This is a genomic window from Petroclostridium xylanilyticum (assembly GCF_002252565.1).
Taxonomy (GTDB): domain Bacteria; phylum Bacillota; class Clostridia; order SK-Y3; family SK-Y3; genus Petroclostridium; species Petroclostridium xylanilyticum.
The window spans coordinates 192939-212824 of sequence record NZ_NPML01000011.1 but is presented as its reverse complement, the minus strand read 5'-3'; the positions used below and the strand labels follow the sequence as shown (position 1 = coordinate 212824).

Annotated in this window: 20 protein-coding genes; all 20 read left to right on the top strand. The window is 33.9% G+C overall.

Annotation, left to right across the window (positions count from 1 at the left end):
* A complete protein-coding gene (locus CIB29_RS06745) occupies positions 1-753 on the top strand; it encodes an enoyl-CoA hydratase/isomerase family protein (RefSeq protein WP_094548026.1) in 753 nt (250 codons plus the stop codon).
* On the top strand, positions 738-1856 hold the full coding sequence (locus tag CIB29_RS06740) for a 3-oxoacyl-ACP synthase III family protein (RefSeq protein ID WP_094548024.1): 1119 nt from the start codon (positions 738-740) through the stop codon (positions 1854-1856). The genes CIB29_RS06745 and CIB29_RS06740 overlap by 16 nt, the downstream gene beginning before the upstream one ends.
* Before the next feature lie 25 nt (positions 1857-1881).
* Complete coding sequence (locus tag CIB29_RS06735; RefSeq protein WP_094548022.1) at positions 1882-3285, top strand: B12-binding domain-containing radical SAM protein; 1404 nt, start codon at positions 1882-1884, stop codon at positions 3283-3285.
* A gap of 18 nt (positions 3286-3303) precedes the next feature.
* The gene (locus CIB29_RS06730) at positions 3304-4446 is read left to right on the top strand and encodes a 3-hydroxyacyl-CoA dehydrogenase family protein (protein ID WP_094548020.1); all 1143 of its coding nucleotides are present in this window, start codon (positions 3304-3306) and stop codon (positions 4444-4446) included.
* A 40-nt stretch (positions 4447-4486) separates the two neighbouring features.
* Positions 4487-5707 (top strand): beta-ketoacyl-[acyl-carrier-protein] synthase family protein, encoded by a 1221-nt coding sequence (locus tag CIB29_RS06725; protein ID WP_094548018.1) that lies wholly within the window; start codon positions 4487-4489, stop codon positions 5705-5707.
* Positions 5708-5793: 86 nt separating this feature from the next.
* Positions 5794-6984 (top strand): glycosyltransferase, encoded by a 1191-nt coding sequence (locus CIB29_RS06720; protein WP_094548016.1) that lies wholly within the window; start codon positions 5794-5796, stop codon positions 6982-6984.
* A 16-nt stretch (positions 6985-7000) separates the two neighbouring features.
* The gene (locus CIB29_RS06715) at positions 7001-7498 is read left to right on the top strand and encodes a flavodoxin domain-containing protein (protein ID WP_094548014.1); all 498 of its coding nucleotides are present in this window, start codon (positions 7001-7003) and stop codon (positions 7496-7498) included.
* Between the two features lie 87 nt (positions 7499-7585).
* Positions 7586-8209, top strand: coding sequence for a 4'-phosphopantetheinyl transferase family protein (locus tag CIB29_RS06710; protein WP_157910228.1), 624 nt, complete (start codon positions 7586-7588; stop codon positions 8207-8209).
* 63 nt (positions 8210-8272) lie between these two features.
* Positions 8273-9631 (top strand): hypothetical protein, encoded by a 1359-nt coding sequence (locus CIB29_RS06705; protein ID WP_094548009.1) that lies wholly within the window; start codon positions 8273-8275, stop codon positions 9629-9631.
* A 35-nt stretch (positions 9632-9666) separates the two neighbouring features.
* Positions 9667-11037 (top strand): hypothetical protein, encoded by a 1371-nt coding sequence (locus CIB29_RS06700; RefSeq protein ID WP_094548006.1) that lies wholly within the window; start codon positions 9667-9669, stop codon positions 11035-11037.
* Positions 11034-11885, top strand: coding sequence for a 3-hydroxyacyl-CoA dehydrogenase family protein (locus CIB29_RS06695; protein ID WP_094548003.1), 852 nt, complete (start codon positions 11034-11036; stop codon positions 11883-11885). The genes CIB29_RS06700 and CIB29_RS06695 overlap by 4 nt, the downstream gene beginning before the upstream one ends.
* 105 nt (positions 11886-11990) lie before the next feature.
* The gene (locus CIB29_RS06690; protein ID WP_094548000.1) at positions 11991-13025 is read left to right on the top strand and encodes a 3-oxoacyl-ACP synthase III family protein; all 1035 of its coding nucleotides are present in this window, start codon (positions 11991-11993) and stop codon (positions 13023-13025) included.
* Between the two features lie 162 nt (positions 13026-13187).
* Positions 13188-13835 carry a hypothetical protein gene (locus CIB29_RS06685; RefSeq protein ID WP_094547997.1) on the top strand — a complete coding sequence of 216 codons (648 nt, stop codon included), beginning with the start codon at positions 13188-13190 and terminating at the stop codon, positions 13833-13835.
* Positions 13828-14781 (top strand): molybdenum cofactor synthesis domain-containing protein, encoded by a 954-nt coding sequence (locus CIB29_RS06680; RefSeq protein ID WP_094547995.1) that lies wholly within the window; start codon positions 13828-13830, stop codon positions 14779-14781. The genes CIB29_RS06685 and CIB29_RS06680 overlap by 8 nt, the downstream gene beginning before the upstream one ends.
* 159 nt (positions 14782-14940) lie before the next feature.
* Positions 14941-15819 (top strand): glucose-1-phosphate thymidylyltransferase RfbA, encoded by an 879-nt coding sequence (gene rfbA, locus CIB29_RS06675; protein ID WP_094547992.1) that lies wholly within the window; start codon positions 14941-14943, stop codon positions 15817-15819.
* Positions 15820-15854: 35 nt separating this feature from the next.
* Positions 15855-16406 carry a dTDP-4-dehydrorhamnose 3,5-epimerase gene (gene rfbC / locus CIB29_RS06670; protein ID WP_094547990.1) on the top strand — a complete coding sequence of 184 codons (552 nt, stop codon included), beginning with the start codon at positions 15855-15857 and terminating at the stop codon, positions 16404-16406.
* 20 nt (positions 16407-16426) lie between these two features.
* Positions 16427-17461: a dTDP-glucose 4,6-dehydratase gene (gene rfbB, locus CIB29_RS06665; RefSeq protein WP_094547987.1), complete on the top strand. Its 1035-nt coding sequence runs from the start codon at positions 16427-16429 to the stop codon at positions 17459-17461.
* 62 nt (positions 17462-17523) lie between these two features.
* Positions 17524-18372 (top strand): dTDP-4-dehydrorhamnose reductase, encoded by an 849-nt coding sequence (rfbD, locus tag CIB29_RS06660; RefSeq protein ID WP_094547984.1) that lies wholly within the window; start codon positions 17524-17526, stop codon positions 18370-18372.
* A 139-nt stretch (positions 18373-18511) separates the two neighbouring features.
* Positions 18512-19069, top strand: coding sequence for a flavodoxin (locus tag CIB29_RS06655; RefSeq protein WP_094547982.1), 558 nt, complete (start codon positions 18512-18514; stop codon positions 19067-19069).
* 5 nt (positions 19070-19074) lie between these two features.
* Complete coding sequence (locus tag CIB29_RS06650; RefSeq protein ID WP_242965081.1) at positions 19075-19731, top strand: CDP-alcohol phosphatidyltransferase family protein; 657 nt, start codon at positions 19075-19077, stop codon at positions 19729-19731.
* Positions 19732-19886 lie beyond the last annotated feature (155 nt).

Genomic DNA, 19886 nt, shown 5'->3' with positions numbered 1-19886 from the left:
ATGAAGATTGAATTGAACAAAGTTATTTTTGAAGAAAAAGAAGATATAGGATATGTTGTCATTAACGATCCGCCTGCAAATAAAATGACAACTTTGTTTCTTACAGAACTTAGTGAACTTGTCACTCGATATATTGCTCATTCCAAAGTTAAAGGAATCATAATAACGGGCAACGGGAGGCATTATAGTTCCGGTGTTGAGGTAGACAGGCTTAAGGAACTTGTTTCAAATCAAGCTTCATTTGATAGTGATGGTAATTTGGTAACCTATCCCATGGGGCATCAGCAAGATCGGAATTCATTTGATTTTTTTTACAACCATAATATACCGGTTATAAGCGCTATTAACGGTTTTTGTATTGGGGCAGGCTTGGAATTGGCCTTGTGCAGCCATATCCGTATTTGTGGCAACGGCAGTACATTGGGTCTACCTGAGTCAACATTTGGGTTTATACCAGCTTTGAGTGGTACTTTAAGATGCGTAGAATTATGCGGTCTTGGGAAAGCTCTTGAATTAGTGTTAAGCGGTGAAACCTTTTCTGCAGAAGATGCTTTGAAAATGGGAATTGTTGATGGTATTGTCAGTAAAAAAGAGACTTTGTCCTATTGTGAAGAATTGATGAAATATATTTTACAAAGTAAAATGACATATTCCAAAACAAATATCAAGATGTATTTAAAAAATTTTAATGAAATTTATCTGAGTATTAAAAATAAGCAAGGGAGGGGGTACATAACATGTGGAAAAATGTGAGACTAGCGGGAACAGGTTCATATCTTCCCGGACAACCCATAAAATTTGACCAAATCAATGATTACCTCGGACAGCTTACGAAAGCGCCGGTAAAACTTCAGAAGTGGATAGAAAAAGTTCAACCATTGATGGCCGAAATGCTTGGTGTAGAGTATGTTTATTATGCATTCAATAATAAAACCCGCACATTTGATGACGATAATTTAAGTTTGTCTGTAAAAGCTGCCAAGTTAGCCTTGGAAGATGCCGGAATGGAAGCAAAAGACATCGATCTTCTAATTTATGGCGGTAATTATTCTGAGCAAATGCCTGCAATATCAACACGAATACAGGAAGAACTTGCAATTGAAATCTGCGGTGAGTTTCATATCCATGCAAATTGTACATCTGTTTATAAAGCTATAAAATTAGCCCATACATATTTACAAACTGGTGAATATAAAAATGCACTAGTTGTTTCTTCATGTGTTTCCAGTTCGTTTTTTGTCCCTGAGTTTTATAATCAGGAGAAAGTTACTAAAGAAGATATCTTTTTACGCTGGTACTTATGTGACGGTGGCGGTGCATTTGTTCTAACAGCTGACGATGAAAAGAAAAAAGGCTTTTACTTGGAAAACACCTATATTGAGTCTGCGGGAGGAAAAAAGAAGTCAGCCATGGGGAACAGGCTCCCTTACCATTGGAATAATCCTCTAAAGAATTATGAGGAAGGTGCCCATCATATTAGACAGGTTTATTTAAATCAGATGGAAGACTTTGCTCATACAGAAAGCAACGGCAAGACAATTTTTTATAATGCACTAAAAAGAATGCTTGCTCTTCAGAATATCGATCTCACTCCTTTAAAGTATTTTGTGATTAATATGCCGTCAAAATCCGTTCGTGAGCATATAATGCAAGAATGCACTGAATTAGGAATTGGACTAGATAAATTTTACAGTGCAGTAGAACAAATCGGTTATCCGGGACCACCGGCGGCTATCATGTCAATTGATTATCTATTAAAAAATCGCAGTTTTGAAAATGGTGATTTGATATTTAGCTTTGTAATGGAAGTAAGTAAGTTTATGCAAGCTGGATTTACACTTAAGTACGTTGAATAATATTAATGAGTGAGGGGATGAAGGAATGAATATATTGCTTGTAAACCCACCAATTCCTAATAGATTCATAATATATGACTATTGTGATGAAGAGGGTAGAAAAGCCATTGCAAAGCGGGTATTGGTAGGACCTCCTTTAGCATTGAATGTTCTTGCAGGAATGCTGCCCGAAGAGAATGTTATCATTCTTGATCAAAAGGCAGAAATGGATATTAATCCTGATTATGATTATATAGAGGAGCTTATTAAAGAAATCAATATTTTTAAACCTGATATTGTCAGTTTCACCTGTTTAACTGCACAGTATAATTGTGTAATCAAACTGCTTGAAACAGTAAAAAAAGTAAACAATAAGATTCTGACTACTATCGGCGGTATTCACCCTACATCATGTCCACAGGATTTCATAGGTTCAAAAGCAGATATCATATCCGTAGGTTTAGGGAAACACAGTTATTACCATATTGTTCAAGAATTTAAAAAGAACAGGGAGAAAGCCGATTACTCAAAAATCCCAGGACTGGCCATCAACACAGGAAATAGTTTGTATTATACTAGGCCGTTAAGCGACATGAGTTATAAAGAATTCAAGGAGAATTATCTGCTTGATGAAATGCTGCCAAATAGGGCTCTGACTGATAAATATAACTATACAATACCACATATAAAAAAGAAAATTCATTATATTAGTACTTCACAAGGCTGTACACATAGATGTAATTTTTGTTATTTATGGAGGATGACCAACGGGTTTTATTTCCACCGTGATATTGAATCCATTATCAATGAACTCAAACAAATGGAACAATACTATTTGATACGGTTTTGTGATGCCAACACATTTGGCGATATTAAAAAAACGAAGGAATTATTCACTAGGATTATTGAAGAAGGATTGAATAAAGATCATGCCTATATGGGTGATGTACGAACAGACACAGTAGTACGGCACCCCGAGATCATACAACTAGCCGCTAAAGCCGGATTAAAAGTGACAGTTTGTGGTCTTGAGGCTACAAGCGACGACGAGCTAGAAAAATACGGAAAAGACTGTTCCGTCGAAACAATAAAAGAAGCGTTAAAGATATTAAACGAAGCCGGAATCTATGTAAATGGAAACTATATTATTCGGCCTGATTATGATGAAGAGGATTTTGAGAGAGTTGGACGTTTTATAGAAGACAACCCTATTTATAATTCCGCTTTGACTATTTTGACGCCATTCCCTGGGACAGAACAATGGGATGAACTGCAGGATCAAATAATTATTAGAGATTATGAATACTATAATCTTACCAATAGTGTCTTAAAAACAAAGCTTCCTGAAGATGTTTTTTATGGTAAAATCGCAGAGTTGTATAAGGTTAGTGCAAAATCAGGTAAGAAATTTTTGTCTATGTATGAAAATCACAATGATAAAACAGTATAAATCGAGGGGAGTAATAAAATGGAAATCGGTATTATAGGCAAAGGAAAAATGGGAAGAGATATATTTAATGAATTCTTCCAATTTGACTATAATATGGTTATGATTTGTAGGAAATCGGAGGATATTGAAGAGATAACAGCTTCCATTGAAAAACAATTAAAAAAAATGCTAAAGAGAGGTTATATAACTGAATCTACCTATGAAAAAAAAACTAACTCCTTTATAATATCCAATGACTTATCTGCTTTGAAAAACTGTGACCTCGTTATTGAATCGGTTTATGAAGATAAAAAACTGAAGCAGGATGTTTTTGAAAAGGTAGAGGCCATCGTAAGACAGGACTGTATTTTAGCATCCAACACCTCATCCATACCGCTACAGATTGTTTTTGAAAAATGTATAAAGAAGGACAGATGCATGGGAATGCATTTCTTTTATCCGGTAAAGGTTATGAGAACCGTTGAAATCAATAAAACGTCGTCTACCGGAAAAGATTATGTTGAAATGGTACGCAGTGTATTGACAAATATCGGTAAAAACCCTTTTGAGTTAGAAGAAAATGCAAACATGGTTTTGACTAAAATGCTTTCGATATTAACAACACAGGCATATAGAATTTATGAAGAACATTATTTAACTATAGAAGAAATTGATAAGCTGTTAAAAGAGCAACTGTTAAGCTTGGGATTATTTGAAATTGTTGATTCTACCGGCATAAGCATTATTTTAGAGAGCATTGAAAATTTTGTTAATGACCGTTATAGAAAGCTTTTCATTCCTTTATATAATAAAGGCAAAAAACTAATAGAGGAGAGTTATCCGGGAGGGATCGGCAATAAGGGACTTAGTGCCTATGAACAGGAGCATCCGGTAGAGTTTAAAAAAGTTTCTGAAGCAGAGTTAAATGATTATAAGCGAAATATAATACTAAGGTTGCAAAGCCTTCTTATAAATGAAATAGCTTTTATAATACATAATCAAAATGTTGAAAAAGATAAAATCAATGAAGCGGTTAAAGAAGTTCTAGGATTATCTGAAGATCCCGCCAGTATGCTGAAACGCATAGGACATCAAAAGATTATAGAGTGCCTTTTAGATAACCGCCAAAGGTTGCAGGATGATATTTATCAACCACTAGATTTAGCTGTTTTTAATAATTGATAACAAATAAATTTTGAGTTTCTTAGTGGAGGGTGTGTCTATGAATAATGAAAATAAAACTGTTATAACCGGGATGGGGATGGTCACCTCTCTTGGAGTGAATCTGGAAACAACCTGGCAAAATCTATTGGCAGGCCGCTCAGGTGTTAAGAAAATATCTTTATTTGATGCCAGCAATCATGAGACTCAGATTGCTGCGGAAGTTAGTCCGGAGTTTGAACAACTTGCTGAAAAAATAATACCGCGAAGAAATAGAAAACAAATGACAAGAACAACTAGAATGTCAATGGTTGCGGCTGATGAAGCAATTAAGAATAGCAGTATCAATTTTGATAATTATGATAGGGTGCGAATTGCCGTTATCATGGGGGTAATCACTACTTCATATAATGACATGGAACGAAACCAGTCCGATTCTCACATTGTTGTTAAATCAATGCCGAATGCGCCAAGCGCCTGGATTTCCCTTCTTTACGGTTTGGAAGGTCCCAATTTTAATGTTTCTACAGCCTGTGCTTCTTCTGCCTATGCCATTGGACTAGGTCATCAAATGATAAAATCCGGTCTTGCTGATATTGTTATTGCAGGTGGAGTTGATTCAAGTATTGAACCTGAATACATTAAAGGTTTTAACCAAATAATGGCCATGTCTGTAAGGAATGATTCACCGGAAACCGCATGCCGTCCTTTTACCCTATCACGTGATGGATTTGTAATGGGCGAAGGCGCCGGGGTAATGGTATTGGAATCAGAAAAAATAGCGCGTGAGAGAAATGCAGTTATATATGCTGAGCTTGCCGGGTATGCAATAACTAGCGAGGCGGCAGATATTACCGCTCCTAAGGAAAATGGGGGTGGAATGGCAAAAACCATGAAAATGGCGCTGGCAGATGCTAGGGTAAATTATGATGAAATTGATTATATCAATGCACATGGCACATCTACCTATTTAAATGACAAATATGAAACAATGGCCATCAAAGAATGCTTTGGTAAAAGAGCGAAAAAAATAGGCGTATCATCGTCAAAGTCAATGGTTGGGCATACACTTGGCGCTGCTGGAGCTATTGAAGGTATCATAACTGTATTAAGTATTTATAATAAGATACTTACACCAACAATTAATTATCATGATCCTGATCCGGAATTGGATCTTGACTACATTCCGAACCAGGCTAGGGAAAAGGATATTCGTGCAGCACTATCAAATTCCTTTGGCTTTGGAGGACATAATGCCACACTTGTTTTTAAAAAATATTAAATATTTTTGGGTGGCATGATTTGAGCAACCGTTTTAGTGAATGAAATGAATTAGAACAACAAGAAGAGAGAAAGGGGGAAGAATCTTTGAAAAAGGTAATGTTTATTAGTTTCCCGGCTGTAGGACATGTAAATGTATCAATCAATTTATGTAAAGAACTGGCAGATAAGAATGTTAAATTACTTTATTATACACTTGAAGAACATTTTCATAAATTTGAAGGATATAACAATATTGAAGTACGTAAATATCCTGACAATTTTGCAGAATATTACAGCGAGAAAGCTAAAATTTCAGGTAAAATAATACAGAATCTAGTAGCTCTACTGCATATGCTGTATTCATTCACAGATATGCTGATGCCGTTTCTAATAAAAGAAGTCGAAAAAGAAAAACCGGATTTGATTATGTGTGACCCCTTAAGTATATGGGGAAAAATTGTTGCACGGTTGTACAATATTCCTTTAGCTCTCTTGTTTACTATATTTGTAGGTGCCGGAGAAAAGAAAATACCACCTGGAGCAATTAAATCTATGCTATTAAACATGCCAACCTTTATTCAAAGCATGATGATTAAAAAACGCATAGATAAGAAATATGGTAATTTATGTGATAACCCACCGGATATCATGGACCATCAAGGTGAATTTACCATAGTTACTACCTCTAAAGAGTTTCATCCTAATGGACATGCCATACCTGATAATGTAAGGTTTATGGGACCTACAAATACTGAACATAGTATTTTGCCAAAAGATAATAAACTTATATTTGTTAGTATAGGAACTGTTCAGTCTAACAATGCATTATGGGAGGCTTGTATAAATGCGACCAAAGATCTTGGCTATAAGGTGGCTATCACATTGGCCGGTAATAAACAGAATAAAATTAACATGAAAACTATTCCCGACCATGTAACAATATATGACAACTTGACTCCAACAGAGTATAAAAATATGATAAGTAAGTCTGTGTTATTTATCAGTCATGGTGGAGCCAGCAGCGTTACTGATTCTATCCTTGGCATGACTCCGCTGTTGGTTTGTCCTGGTAGTGATGAGACTTATGAGATGGGAAGACTTGTCAAATATCACAAATGTGGCAGCTTTTATCCCTATAAAAAAATTAGAACAGATAAATTACGAGAAGAAATTATCAAAGTGCTCAATGATGATAGTACAAAATCAGGCTTGGAGAAAATGAGACAGTTTTTTCTTAATTCAATGGGATGTAAAAAAGTTGTTGAAGAATTAGTTAAGGAATTTAATTTAATTTAAAAAAGAGGGATTTATTATGATCAAAGATGTTATTGTGTATAGTACAGAGGGCGGTACTACAAAAGAAACTGCAGAAAAAATGAAGATGGCAGCAAAAAATAAGGTTGATGTATTTAATATAAAGGATAAACCTGTTATAAATCTAAATCAATATAACAGAGTATTTATTGGGTCTGGAGTTTATGCAGGAAGTTTGGCACCTGATGTTATTAAATTTATAGAAAAAAATACGTCAATTTTAAAATCTAAAAAAATTATCTTTTTTGTTCATGCTTTAGGGTCTGAATCAGAGTACGAAAAAATTGTCAGTCGCAGCGTAAAGAATTATATTCCATCAAACAGGTATGAGATTTTTTATTTAGGTGGTAAAGTAGATGTAAAAAAACAGAACTTTTTTATCAGGATGATGATATCAATTCTTGTAAAGAAATTAAAACTGGACCCGGAGCATCCCAATAACATTGATGAAAAAAAAGTTGAAGAACTCATGAAATGTGTTTCTTCTACGCATTAATTCTTTATGTCGTTACGGGACATTAAAAATAAGATTTTTCTATCTCATATACCAGACCTAAAGGATTACAATGCATGGATTATTGATGTGAGGGATTTTTATACATATATAGAAGTTATCAAGCAGTGCCTTTCAGATGAAGAGACAAGAAAGAGTCAAGAAATAAGAAATGAAGAAACAAGACGTTTATTTTGCTTGCGTAAAGGTATTACACGAATTATTCATAGTAGTTTTTTAGATATAAATCCTTATGAAATAAAATATGAATATACTGATTATGGGAAACCGCTTATTTCTTATAGTGTGAATAAAGCTTTCCATTTTAATATTTCACATTCAAAAGAATATTTATTTGTCGGTATAGCTAAAAATGGAGATATCGGTGTTGATATAGAAAAAATAAATCCAAAGCTGAATCACTTCCTCTTAGCCAGCAGTGTTTTTTCACCAGATGAGCTGGCTATATATAGCAAGTATAATAAATTAAACCGGATACGATCCTTTTATAAAGCCTGGGTGCAAAAGGAAGCGATTTGTAAAGCCATAGGTGTGGGGCTTTCTCTTGGATTTAATAATTTTTCCGTTAATATTGATCCTAGTGCTAATGACGTGGAATATAGTTTGAGTATTGATAATTTAAAATACCTTATTAAAATAAGAGTAAAATTTGAGAAAGACTATGTTTTTGCATCAGCATTACTAACAGTCTAAACGTCAAAAGTATAAAAGAACCCTATTGAATTGCTTAACCTAATCGCATAAGGGGGAAATGTGATGAAGAGTAAGTTTATAAAAGCAAATGTTATGGACAGCTGCATGCGTATTATGGAAGATAATGCAACATGTAATACTTGGTATATCTTACTTTATGTAAAAGATGATTTTAACATTAAAATTTTGGCAGAGAGTATAAAACAAGCTGTAAAGGACATACCAATTTTATCATGCAAAATATCCAGGGGGTATTGGAGGGATAAATGGGTACCAATAGAAAATCTTGATGTCAATCAATTTATCAAAACAATCTGTGTAGATAATAATTCTTTTCAGGATAAAGATTCTTTTTATGATGAAGCATATAATCAATTTATTCAGTTAAAGGATAAGTATATAAACATACAAAGTGAACCGCCTTTCAAAGTAAAGATATTTTATAATGAACAAATTGGAAATAAGATGATAGCTTTTTGTTTGCATCATTGTTTAGCTGACGGGCGAGGGTGGTTACAGGCAATAAAGATAATTGGAGAGTATTATAATGCTATTTTAAATAATACAACATGTACTCCGCCAAGGAGAAATGTACGAAAAATATCCAAACTAGTATTTTCTATCAGTATGGCTAATTTCTTTGAAACTATTTCTTTAATGCGTAAAAAAGTTAATACAATGGAACCTATAAAGCCTGTACTGGAACTCGACAATATCAATGATACGAATATTGACTACAACAATGTAGGTATTGAAAAAATTATGATCAGTAATAATGACCTTAATAAATTAAAAGACTTGTATAAACCTTTTAAATTCACAGTAAATGATATATTTTTATATCTTGTATTAAAACTCACTAATAAATATAACATGGACTTAGAAGAACCTAATTCTCAACTGGCTACAGGAATGTTGGTTGATCTGAGAAGGTATTTTAAAGAGGATGCATTAAGTATAGCTAATTATTTTGCGCCTGAGCCAGTTATGATAAATAGTAAAGATATAGATAATCTGTATAAAATTTCAGAAGATTTCAAGGCTTTAAAGAAAAGACCTCTTGGTTTGGGTTTTTTTTATCCAATCCTTTTAACAAGCATATTTCCAGTTGGCCTTCTAGAAAAAATTATGAGTAAAATAATGAATGGTTTGGCAATGCAATCATACTCAGGGATGGGAGTAACTAATTTTGGAAAGCTAGATGATTATCTAAAGCCCTTTGGAGAGGGTATCGATAGTATATCTGTTATTCCATCTGCAGGAGTCCATGGATTCCCATCATTGCTTATCTCAGGATATAAGGGTACATTAACATTGTATTTTGTGAAGTATAATGATAGAAATTGTTTAACTCAAAAAATTAAAAATGAATTTACTGAACTGCTAAATGAAATTCTCGCCAAAGACAAGGTAAAACAATAATGAATAGTTCTGACTATAATAAGGAGGGGAGTCTCTTGAAAAATAAGCCCATTAAAGCAACTATTTTAGAAAGTGCATACTGGGAAATGGACAAAGATATAGGCTGCCAAACCTTCTATTTCATAACTTATGTGAATGAAAACTTTAATATTGAAATTTTAAAAGAAAGCTTAAAATGTGTTGTAAAGGATATACCTATTCTGTCATGTAAATTTACTAAAGGGTATTGGCGAGATAGGTGGGTGCCAATAGAAAATTTTAATATTAATCAAATCATTCGTACAATTAGAGTTGACAAAAAACACTTTTACGATGATGCTTATTCGAAATTTTTACAATTAAAGGATAAACGGTTAAACTTAGAAAAAGAACCGCCTTTAAAGGTAATAGTATTCTACAATGAAGAAACTGAAAAAAAGGTTATAGTTTTTTGTACCCATCATAGTTTTGCTGATCCTAGAGGAAATAGCTATCTCATTGGATTAATTGGAAGTTACTATAATGCCCTTTTGCATAATAAAGCTCTAAAACCTAAAAAAATTTACCGCACATTACCTAAATTGATATTTTCTTATGGTGTCATTAAAGCCATTAAAACATTTCTTAAAACAGAGACACCCTCAATGGACTCTTACAAACCTTTAATTAAAATGGATTTTGATGACAGTAATAACGGCAGTGGGGAAAGTATTGAGAGGCTTATCATAAGAAAAGAAGATTTGAAAAAATTAAAACTCTATTATAAGGATTATGGGTTTACAATAAATGATATAATTCTATACTTTACTCTAAAATTGACGAATAAATACAATATGAATTTAAAAGAACCTTCCTCTCATGCCTGTTTATCAATAGGGATTGATTTAAGAGGATATATAAAGGATGATGTATTAACTATTACCAATTATGCAGGAAGGGATTTTTTTACTGTAGACCTCAAAGATGCAGATGATTTGCCAGGATTTGCTAAAAAGCTTAAAGCTTTTAGGGAAAAGCAGGAGGGTATCGGAAATGTTATGTCATTCGTGTCAATAAGTATGTTTCCAATTGCCATTCAGAAAAAAATCTGGAAATCAGCAGTGGGAAATAGTCTCAAAGAATGGTCGCTTCGCACATTAGTAACGACTAATGTTGGAAAGTTGGATGATTTTGTAAAGCCTTTTGGGGATGCTGTAGAAGATATATCTATTGCGATGTCTTTTCCATACTCTGGATTACCGGTAATATCTGCCTCAGGATATAAGGATACATTAACACTATATTTTACAAAGTTTAATGATAAAAATGGTTTAACACAAAAAGTTAAAAATGATTTTAATGAATTGTTAAACGAAATTCTTTTTTATAGTGATTTAAAGCTGAATAGTAAGCAAGTAGTAGATGAATTGGAAGGGGTGATACATTGAAAAATCAAAAGATAGGAATTATTGGACATGGCTTGATGGGAAAAGGAATTGCACATGTTTTTGCTGTAAATAAGTATGAAGTATTTATATTTGGGCGAAGAGTAAATTTTAAAGATGAGATTTATGATTACTTAAGACATGAATTAAAACAAAATAGAATTTCTAATGAGGAAATGGAACAAATTTCACGGAATATTAAATGTTGCAATTTGGTTGATGATATCAAAGAAATACAAAACTTGGATGTAATAATTGAAACGGTCTCTGAAGACAAGAATTTAAAGAAGAATATTCTCTCCAGTATGAATTTATATCTAAATGATAAAACAATAGTTGCATCCAATACATCTACTATATCCATAACAGAACTGGGCTCAGTTATTAATAAACCTGAAAGGTTTATAGGGATGCACTTTTTTTCACCAGTTCCCTTGATGGATATGGTTGAAATTGTAAAGGGGTTAAGAACGAACGATTTAATAATAGAAAAAGCTGTAAGTTTAATAACTGATATATCTAAAGAGGCTTTTATAGTAACGGATTCTCCCGGGTTTGTATTTAATAGAATGTTAGTACCGATGATCAATGAAGCAGCTACATTATATTTCGAACAATATGCAAACAAGCCAGAAATTATTGATGAAATCATGAAAAAAGGTTTAAATCTTAAATTTGGTCCATTAAAACTGGCAGACCTGATAGGAATTGACGTTATATATCACAGCATGAAGAGTATTTATGATGCCACATTAGACCCTAAATATAAACCATGTATTCATATGAAAAATATGGTTGATGCCGGATTTATTGGAAAGAAAGCCAAAAAAGGCTTTTATGAATATATATAGCTGGCAAAAGATCTGTTTGGAGTTTATGGAGATGGAAATCAATATGCATTTGGGGCTGAATAAATAGTATTTTTTAATTCCTATGGAGGGAGTCATATAAATAATATGAGTAAATTGAATTCAAATGTAAAATTTGGTGTAGGAATAAAGGGTATGGGTTATTATGTCCCTGACAAAGTGATAACAAATTTTGATTTGATGAAAGATATTGAAACTACCGATGAGTGGATCCGCGAAAAAATTGGGATCGTTGAAAGAAGAAGAGCAAAAGATACGGAAACTTTAACAGATTTAGCTGTAGAAGCTGGGATTAGAGCTATAAATAATGCAAATCTAAAGCCGGAGGATATAGATTTGATACTACTTTCAAGAGTAGTTCCAGATCATATAAATCCACCTACGTCTTGTAGAGTTCAATATAGATTAGGGGCTGTAAATTCAGGAGCTTTTGATATTGACGCAGGTGGTTGTCCGGGAAGTATATATTCGTTATCTATAGGTGCAAATTTTATTTCAAGTGGTAGTTATAAAAATATTTTAGTAATATGTGGAGATATACTCAGTAGATCATTTCTTGATTACAAAGACCGAAATTCATGTTGTTTTTTTGGTGATGGGGCGGCAGCTGTTGTTTTAAGTAGAGTTCCGTTAGGAAAAGGAATTCAAACATTTTATTTAAAAACAGATGGTTCTAAATATGATAAGATTATGGTTAAAGCCGGTGGGATTGAGACTCCTTTGACAGTTGAGAACATTAATAATAGAGACTTGAGATATTTAAGAATGGATAATAAAGCAACTTGGGAGTTTGCTACCAGTGTGTTTCCGGAAAGCATAAGATATGTGACAGAGGAAGCCGGATATAAATTATCAGATATTGATTTGTTATTATCTCATCAAGCAAATATCAACATTATTAAGACTTCAATGAAAGTATTAGGTATTGATATGTCAAAAACATACACTACCATTGAGAAATATGGCAATACAGTAGGGGCATCATTGTTAATAACATTGTGTGAAGCATATGAAAAAGGAAAAATATCAAATGATTCCAAAATAGCTCTTGTATCCTTTGGATCTGGAGTAGGATGGGGAGCTATGTTTATGAAATGGGTAGGTCGAGATGATTTTATTTAAAATTTAATATTGATTTTACTGCAATAACTCATATATAAAATCGCCTCACAAAAGCGTCAACGCAATAATGGTAAAGGTAAATGAAACACAAATGAGACTTTCTACAATTATACTATATAGTTTTGTATTTATTAATAGGAGATTATAGAGGGAAGGAATAAGATGGAAGAGCTTTTACATATTCCACAAATGCTTTTAATCGGTTCTTCAGGCCGTAATAGCGGTAAAACAACTCTTGCTATTGCAATGATTCAGCAATGGAAAAATAGTTTTCCTATCGTCGGACTAAAAGTAACCACAATTCAAGAAAGAGATGGAAAATGTCCAAGAGGTGGTGAAGGATGTGGAGTTTGTTCTAGTGTAAAAGGAAACTTCGAAATAGTAGAAGAAACGAATCCAAATGTTAATAAAGATACTTCCTTTTTACTGGCAGCAGGTGCAGAAAAAGTGTACTGGCTTAAAACCTTAAAGACACATATTTATGATGGTATTAAGTATTTTATGACAAAAACTCCTCCACATACTTTAATAATCTGTGAATCCAACAGTCTTCGTAATGTTGTCAGACCCGGGTGCTTTATAATGTTAAAGAATACAGGGAATGTGCCCATTAAAAAATCAGCAAGTGAAGTGATGCATAAGGCTGATCTTATTATAGATAATAATTTTAAAAATAATATTCATACGATCATTGAAAAAATAAAAATTGATAAAATTCAATCGGATTTGGCAGTAACAATAAAAGAGGCGCAAGTCCCAGAAGAAATAATAAAGAATTTCAGAGTAGGTGAGATGAAGAATAATGAATAAGTATAATAATTCTGCAATCCATGAAGGAAAGGTTGTATCAGTAAATATTTCTGAAAAAAAGGGCACTGTCAAAATACCTGTACAAGAAATATTCCTAACAGAAAAGGGAGTTCAAAATGATGCCCATACCAGCATAGGTGATGTTCAAGTCAGTATGTTGAGGTATGAAACTATTAATTTGTTTTCTGTAAAACATAATAAAATATTAAAACCCGGTGATTTTGCTGAAAACATAACGATAGAAGGATTCGATCAAATCTCTGTTAATCTGCTGGATCATTTCATTATTGATGAAACTGAAATGGAAGTGACCAGGATAGGGAAAAAATGTAATGGCAAAGAATGTTCAATTTATCAAACAACTGGGGATTGTATTATGCCCAGAGAAGGTATATTCCTCAGGGTTATCAAACAAGGGGCGATACAACCTGGAAATATAGTTAAGCATATTCCCCGGGTTTTTAATTTCAAAGTTATTACTTTAAGTAATAGAGCTTATGCCGGAGAATATCATGATACCAGCGGTTATGAAATACAGCGTATATTAAAGGAGCATTTTGGTGGAATAAATCGGCAAATATACATTGATTATAGACTTATCCCGGATAATGCAGAATGGCTAAAACAGGAAATAGAGGAAACAGTTAAGATGGGTTATGATGTTATCTTAACAACTGGCGGCACTGGTGTTGGACCAGGGGATATAACCTATGATGTTGTCAGCAGTTTGTGTGATAAAATCATACCCGGTATAATGGAATTTATCCGAATGAAATATGGACAAACCAATTCACATGCGTTATTAAGCCGTTCTATCGCTGGTATTATTAAAGATATTTTGATTTATACGCTTCCGGGTAGTCAGAAAGCTGTTAAAGAATATATGGATGAATTGTTAAGGACAATGGAGCATCTTATCTATGTTATGAACGGACTAAGTCATTAAAAATATGATTCACTTAAAGTAAAATCAATATGCGTATTGTTCCATTATCAATTAGTTTAACCTGATAAAGGTTCCTTGAAAACAATGTTTGTGTTCATAGAAGCGGCAGAAAATTAGAGGGAAAGCAATAAAAATAATATGCTAGGAAGGTGATTATTCATGAAAGGAATAATACTTGCGGGGGGGACAGGAACCAGACTATACCCAATTACAATGGTAACTAGCAAACAGCTTTTGCCGGTATATGATAAGCCAATGATTTATTATCCACTCTCAACTCTTATGTTGGCAGGTATTAGAGATATTCTTATAATATCTACACCCGTAGATTTGCCAAACTTTAAAAGACTTCTAGGTAATGGCAGTCAGTTTGGAATAAATTTATCATATGCGGTACAACCATCTCCTGACGGGCTCGCGCAAGCTTTTATTATAGGTGAAGATTTCATTCAAGATGAAGCGTGTGCGATGATCCTTGGAGATAATATTTTTTATGGAAATGGCCTGAAACAAATACTATTAGAAGCCGCAATGAACAGAGGGAAAGCTACAGTGTTTGGATACTATGTAGAAGATCCTGAACGATTTGGGGTAGTCGAGATTAATAAAGAAGGGAAAGTTATTTCTATTGAAGAAAAACCGCACAATCCAAAATCTAATTATGCCGTAACAGGACTATACTTTTATGATAACAGAGTTATTCAGTATGCAAAGTCTCTAAGACCTAGTGATAGAGGAGAACTTGAAATTACAGATTTAAATAGACTATATCTTGAACAAGGAGATTTAGATGTTAAGTTACTAGGGAGAGGTTTTGCATGGCTGGATACAGGCACTATGGATGCCTTTATAGATGCAGCTGAGTTCGTAAGAATGATTGAAAGAAGACAGGGTATAAAGATATCTGCTCCAGAAGAAATAGCATACAATCAAGGGTGGATAACATGTGAACAGCTTCTTGAATCCGCTCAAAAGTATGGAAAATCTCCCTATGGTCAGCATCTCATACGAGTTGCTGAAGGGAAAATAATGTATTAAATAGAAAATTGTTACCATAAGATTGGGGGATTTGTATGCAAGTAGTCAGAACAGATATTGAGGGTGTATATATAATAGAACCAAAGGTTTTTGGAGATCATAGAGGTTGGTTTATGGAAACATATTCAAAGTTAAGGCTTGTTCAGCAAGGTATTGGCGTCGACTTTATCCAGGATAACCATTCCATGTCTACTAAAAAAGGAACGTTAAGAGGATTGCATTTTCAAATAAATCCTAAGGCGCAAACAAAATTTGTACGGTGTACAAAAGGAGCTATACTTGATGTTGCTGTAGATATTAGAAAGGGGTCACCTACATATAAGAAATGGATAGCAGTTGAGCTTTCGGCAGAAAATAAAAAACAGCTTTTTATACCTAAAGGATTTGCCCATGGTTTTCTTACACTTGTAGATGATGTAGAAGTGCAATACAAAGTAGATGAATATTATACACCTGAATGTGACAGGAGTATAAGATTTGATGATCCCGAGATAGGTATCAACTGGGGCATATCCAATCCAATTCTTTCTGAAAAGGATTTGAAGGCTCCTTTACTTAAAGATAGTGACCACAATTTTGTATATTAAAACTTATGGGGGAGTTGTAAATGAATGTGCTAGTAACCGGTGGGGCAGGTTTTATTGGAAGTAACTTTATATATTATATGTTAGAGAAGTATCCAAAATATAGAATAGTTTGTTTTGACCTACTTACTTATGCAGGGAATCTTGAGACCCTCGAAGAGGCAATGGATAATCCAAACTTCAGATTTGTAAAAGGAGATATTGCCAACAGAGAGGAAATTTTTAATCTTTTTGAAGAAGAAAAATTTGATATTGTAGTTAATTTTGCAGCTGAATCTCATGTTGACAGGTCTATTGAGAACCCTGGCATATTCCTGAGAACTAATGTCTTTGGGACACAGGTACTTATGGATGCTTGTCGTAAATACGGGATAAAAAGATATCATCAAGTTTCGACAGATGAAGTTTATGGCGATCTTCCTCTTGATAGACCTGACCTGTTCTTTACTGAAGAAAGTCCGATACATACATCCTCACCCTATTCTGCTTCAAAGGCTTCTGCTGACTTGCTGGTACTATCATACTATAGGACTTTCAAACTTCCTGTAACAATATCCAGATGTTCCAACAACTATGGTCCATATCATTTCCCGGAAAAACTTATTCCACTTATGATTTCACGGGCTCTTAATGATCAACCCCTACCGGTTTATGGTAAAGGTGAAAATGTAAGAGATTGGCTCTATGTCGAAGATCATTGTAGTGCAATTGACCTCATTATACATAAAGGTACCGAAGGTGAGGTATATAATGTAGGAGGACATAACGAGAGGACTAACCTTGAGGTTGTAAAGACAATTTTAAAGGAACTTGGAAAACCAGACTCTCTTATTACCTTTGTTACTGACAGGCCAGGTCATGATCTTAGATATGCCATCGATCCATCGAAAATCCAAAGGGAACTTGGATGGAAGCCACAAGTTAAATTTGATGAAGGAATAAGGATGACCATAAAATGGTATCTTCAAAATAGTAAATGGTGGCAAAATATTATTAACGGTGAGTACAGCAGCTATTATGAAAAGATGTATGGCAACAGGCAGGTAATTGCCGGTTAATTGTGTTTATAATCAGACTGGTTAACAGATTTACAAAAATAAAGGAATAAAGGTGATGCTATTTGAAAGTCCTTGTGACAGGGGTTAAAGGTCAGCTTGGATATGATGTTGTAAAAAGGTTTAAGAGTCTAAATGTTGAATGCCTTGGGGTAGATAAAGAAAAATTTGATCTTACCGATGAAAGACAGACTATGGACTTTATTAGAAACTATAGACCTGATATAGTTGTTCACTGTGCTGCATATACCGCAGTTGATAGAGCAGAAGAAGAAGACAGAGATGAGTGTTATGCCGTAAATGTACTTGGAACCAGATATGTTGCTCAGGCTTGTTCGGAGGTAGGAGCAAAGATGGTATATATTAGCACTGACTACGTTTTTGATGGTAAAGGAGAAGTGCCATATGAAGTAACTGATATGCCTGCCCCTATAAACTACTATGGTCAAACTAAATATGAAGGTGAGCTCGAAGTTAAAAGACTGGTCGATAAAGCATTTATAATCAGAATTTCATGGGTGTTCGGAAAGAACGGAAATAATTTTGTAAAGACTATGCTGACACTAGGAAAAGAGAGAAAACAACTGAATGTTGTCTGTGACCAAATAGGCTCTCCAACCTATACTTTTGACGTTGCACGTCTTATAACAGATATGTCTGTTACAAACAAATATGGGACGTATCATGCCACAAATGAAGGTTATTGCAGCTGGCACGAGTTCGCTCAGGAAATATTTCATTTAGCCGGACTTGATGTGTGCGTTAATCCTATAAGTACAGAAGAATATCCAACAAAAGCGGTAAGACCCAAGAATTCACGCATGTCAAAAAAGAGTATAGACTTAAGCGGGTTTGACAGGCTTCCAGAATGGCGTGATGCCTTAAAAAGGTATATGATTGAATTGAGTTTTTAACTCCATGTATATGCAATCATTTATTTTACATGATTCAGAGGAGGACAATAAAAATAATATGCTAAAATGCTTGTTCCACAAGGGGCTGAGCATTTTGCAAACGACTAAGTAAGTTATATGAATAAGGGGGTAAACCAAAATGATAAAGAAACTTTTAATAGGAGTGGCAATTGTATTTGGTGTTTTAACCACATGTATGGTGTTAATCGTATGGATGGTTGCATCCACCAATAAACCCAAAGGAAACAGGGAAGAAATCCTGCAAAGTAATCAGCAGTTGCCTAAAAAAGCATTAATTGTATATCAGCCTGCAATAACAGATATTACGAGTAGAATGGCACATCAAATCGCGAAGGGACTAAATGATGGAGGGTACGAGGTAACGTTAAACTACCCGGGAGAGCATTTATCTACTGATATTTCACAGTATTCGCTCATCGTGTTTGGCTCACCGGCATATGGAGGAAATCCATTATCGATAGTAACAGATTATATGTCAAGAATAAAGGATTTTTCTTCCAAGAGAATTGTATTGTATTCAACCGGAGCGAACCCTGATTCCTTATTGGAACTGGATAACATGGAAAAATTCCTTAATAGTACGAAGGCACACAAAAAAATAAAATTCTTTGTAAGTGCAAACAAAGAAAATGATAAGATTGCTTACGATTTAGGCAAAGAGTTATCAAAGGAGTAGCCCAAATGATGGCATGGTTGATGAAACAACTTCCGAACATGATAACACTACTGCGGGTAGTGTTATCATGTTTATTAAGCTTCTATATTTTAAGCCGTTTTGGCAGTATGCTGATTCCTATCATAATTATCTTGGTAATATTTTTAACTGACTTTTTGGATGGGAAAATTGCAAGGCTTTATGGAAATACATCGCATTTCGGTGCGGCTTTTGATGTGCTGGCAGATTTGTTTTATATTGTTGCCATCTATATTGTACTATATTATTACCACGTACTCCCATTATGGTTTTTATTCATCATACTGTTTAAGTTTATAGAATTTGTTGTTACTTCACTTTTCCTCAAGAAAATAAGCAGCGGAAAGTCAATATTTGTTTTTGATTTTATTGGTAGGCTAGTTGCAGTACTTTTTTATATTATTCCGATAATGGCATATGTATCCTTTATGTTTTCGCAGCCCATATACTTTTTCACAGTCCATGTATTCATTTATATCATCACTTTCATGGCTTTGGTCTCGTCATTATACCGACTTTGGAAGTGGGTTAAAGTACTCAAAATTTCAATGGAGCAAAACCATATTTGCTATTTGAAGTATAAATACAAAAATTTACAGAAACAATCATTGGAAATTTTGGCTTTGAAAAAAATAGAAATCTAACGGAAGATATTTAGACATAAAAATATAATAAAAAATTAACAAATACTTAATGAGAAATTTACGATATCTATAACAACTATCCGTATAATTAAATTGTGAAGGATGTATATGTATCATTCCTGACCAGGATACTTCGAACTTTAAAGTTGGTTTGC

Bases quoted from the DNA above. Each gene is read 5' to 3' on its own strand.
- CIB29_RS06745 (WP_094548026.1), top strand. From the start codon at position 1: ATGAAGATTGAATTGAACAAAGTTATTTTTGAAGAAAAAGAAGATATA.
- CIB29_RS06740 (WP_094548024.1), top strand. From the start codon at position 738: ATGTGGAAAAATGTGAGACTAGCGGGAACAGGTTCATATCTTCCCGGA.
- CIB29_RS06735 (WP_094548022.1), top strand. From the start codon at position 1,882: ATGAATATATTGCTTGTAAACCCACCAATTCCTAATAGATTCATAATA.
- CIB29_RS06730 (WP_094548020.1), top strand. From the start codon at position 3,304: ATGGAAATCGGTATTATAGGCAAAGGAAAAATGGGAAGAGATATATTT.
- CIB29_RS06725 (WP_094548018.1), top strand. From the start codon at position 4,487: ATGAATAATGAAAATAAAACTGTTATAACCGGGATGGGGATGGTCACC.
- CIB29_RS06715 (WP_094548014.1), top strand. From the start codon at position 7,001: ATGATCAAAGATGTTATTGTGTATAGTACAGAGGGCGGTACTACAAAA.
- CIB29_RS06705 (WP_094548009.1), top strand. From the start codon at position 8,273: ATGAAGAGTAAGTTTATAAAAGCAAATGTTATGGACAGCTGCATGCGT.
- CIB29_RS06690 (WP_094548000.1), top strand. From the start codon at position 11,991: ATGAGTAAATTGAATTCAAATGTAAAATTTGGTGTAGGAATAAAGGGT.
- CIB29_RS06685 (WP_094547997.1), top strand. From the start codon at position 13,188: ATGGAAGAGCTTTTACATATTCCACAAATGCTTTTAATCGGTTCTTCA.
- CIB29_RS06680 (WP_094547995.1), top strand. From the start codon at position 13,828: ATGAATAAGTATAATAATTCTGCAATCCATGAAGGAAAGGTTGTATCA.
- rfbA (WP_094547992.1), top strand. From the start codon at position 14,941: ATGAAAGGAATAATACTTGCGGGGGGGACAGGAACCAGACTATACCCA.
- rfbC (WP_094547990.1), top strand. From the start codon at position 15,855: ATGCAAGTAGTCAGAACAGATATTGAGGGTGTATATATAATAGAACCA.
- rfbB (WP_094547987.1), top strand. From the start codon at position 16,427: ATGAATGTGCTAGTAACCGGTGGGGCAGGTTTTATTGGAAGTAACTTT.
- CIB29_RS06655 (WP_094547982.1), top strand. From the start codon at position 18,512: ATGATAAAGAAACTTTTAATAGGAGTGGCAATTGTATTTGGTGTTTTA.
- CIB29_RS06650 (WP_242965081.1), top strand. From the start codon at position 19,075: ATGATGGCATGGTTGATGAAACAACTTCCGAACATGATAACACTACTG.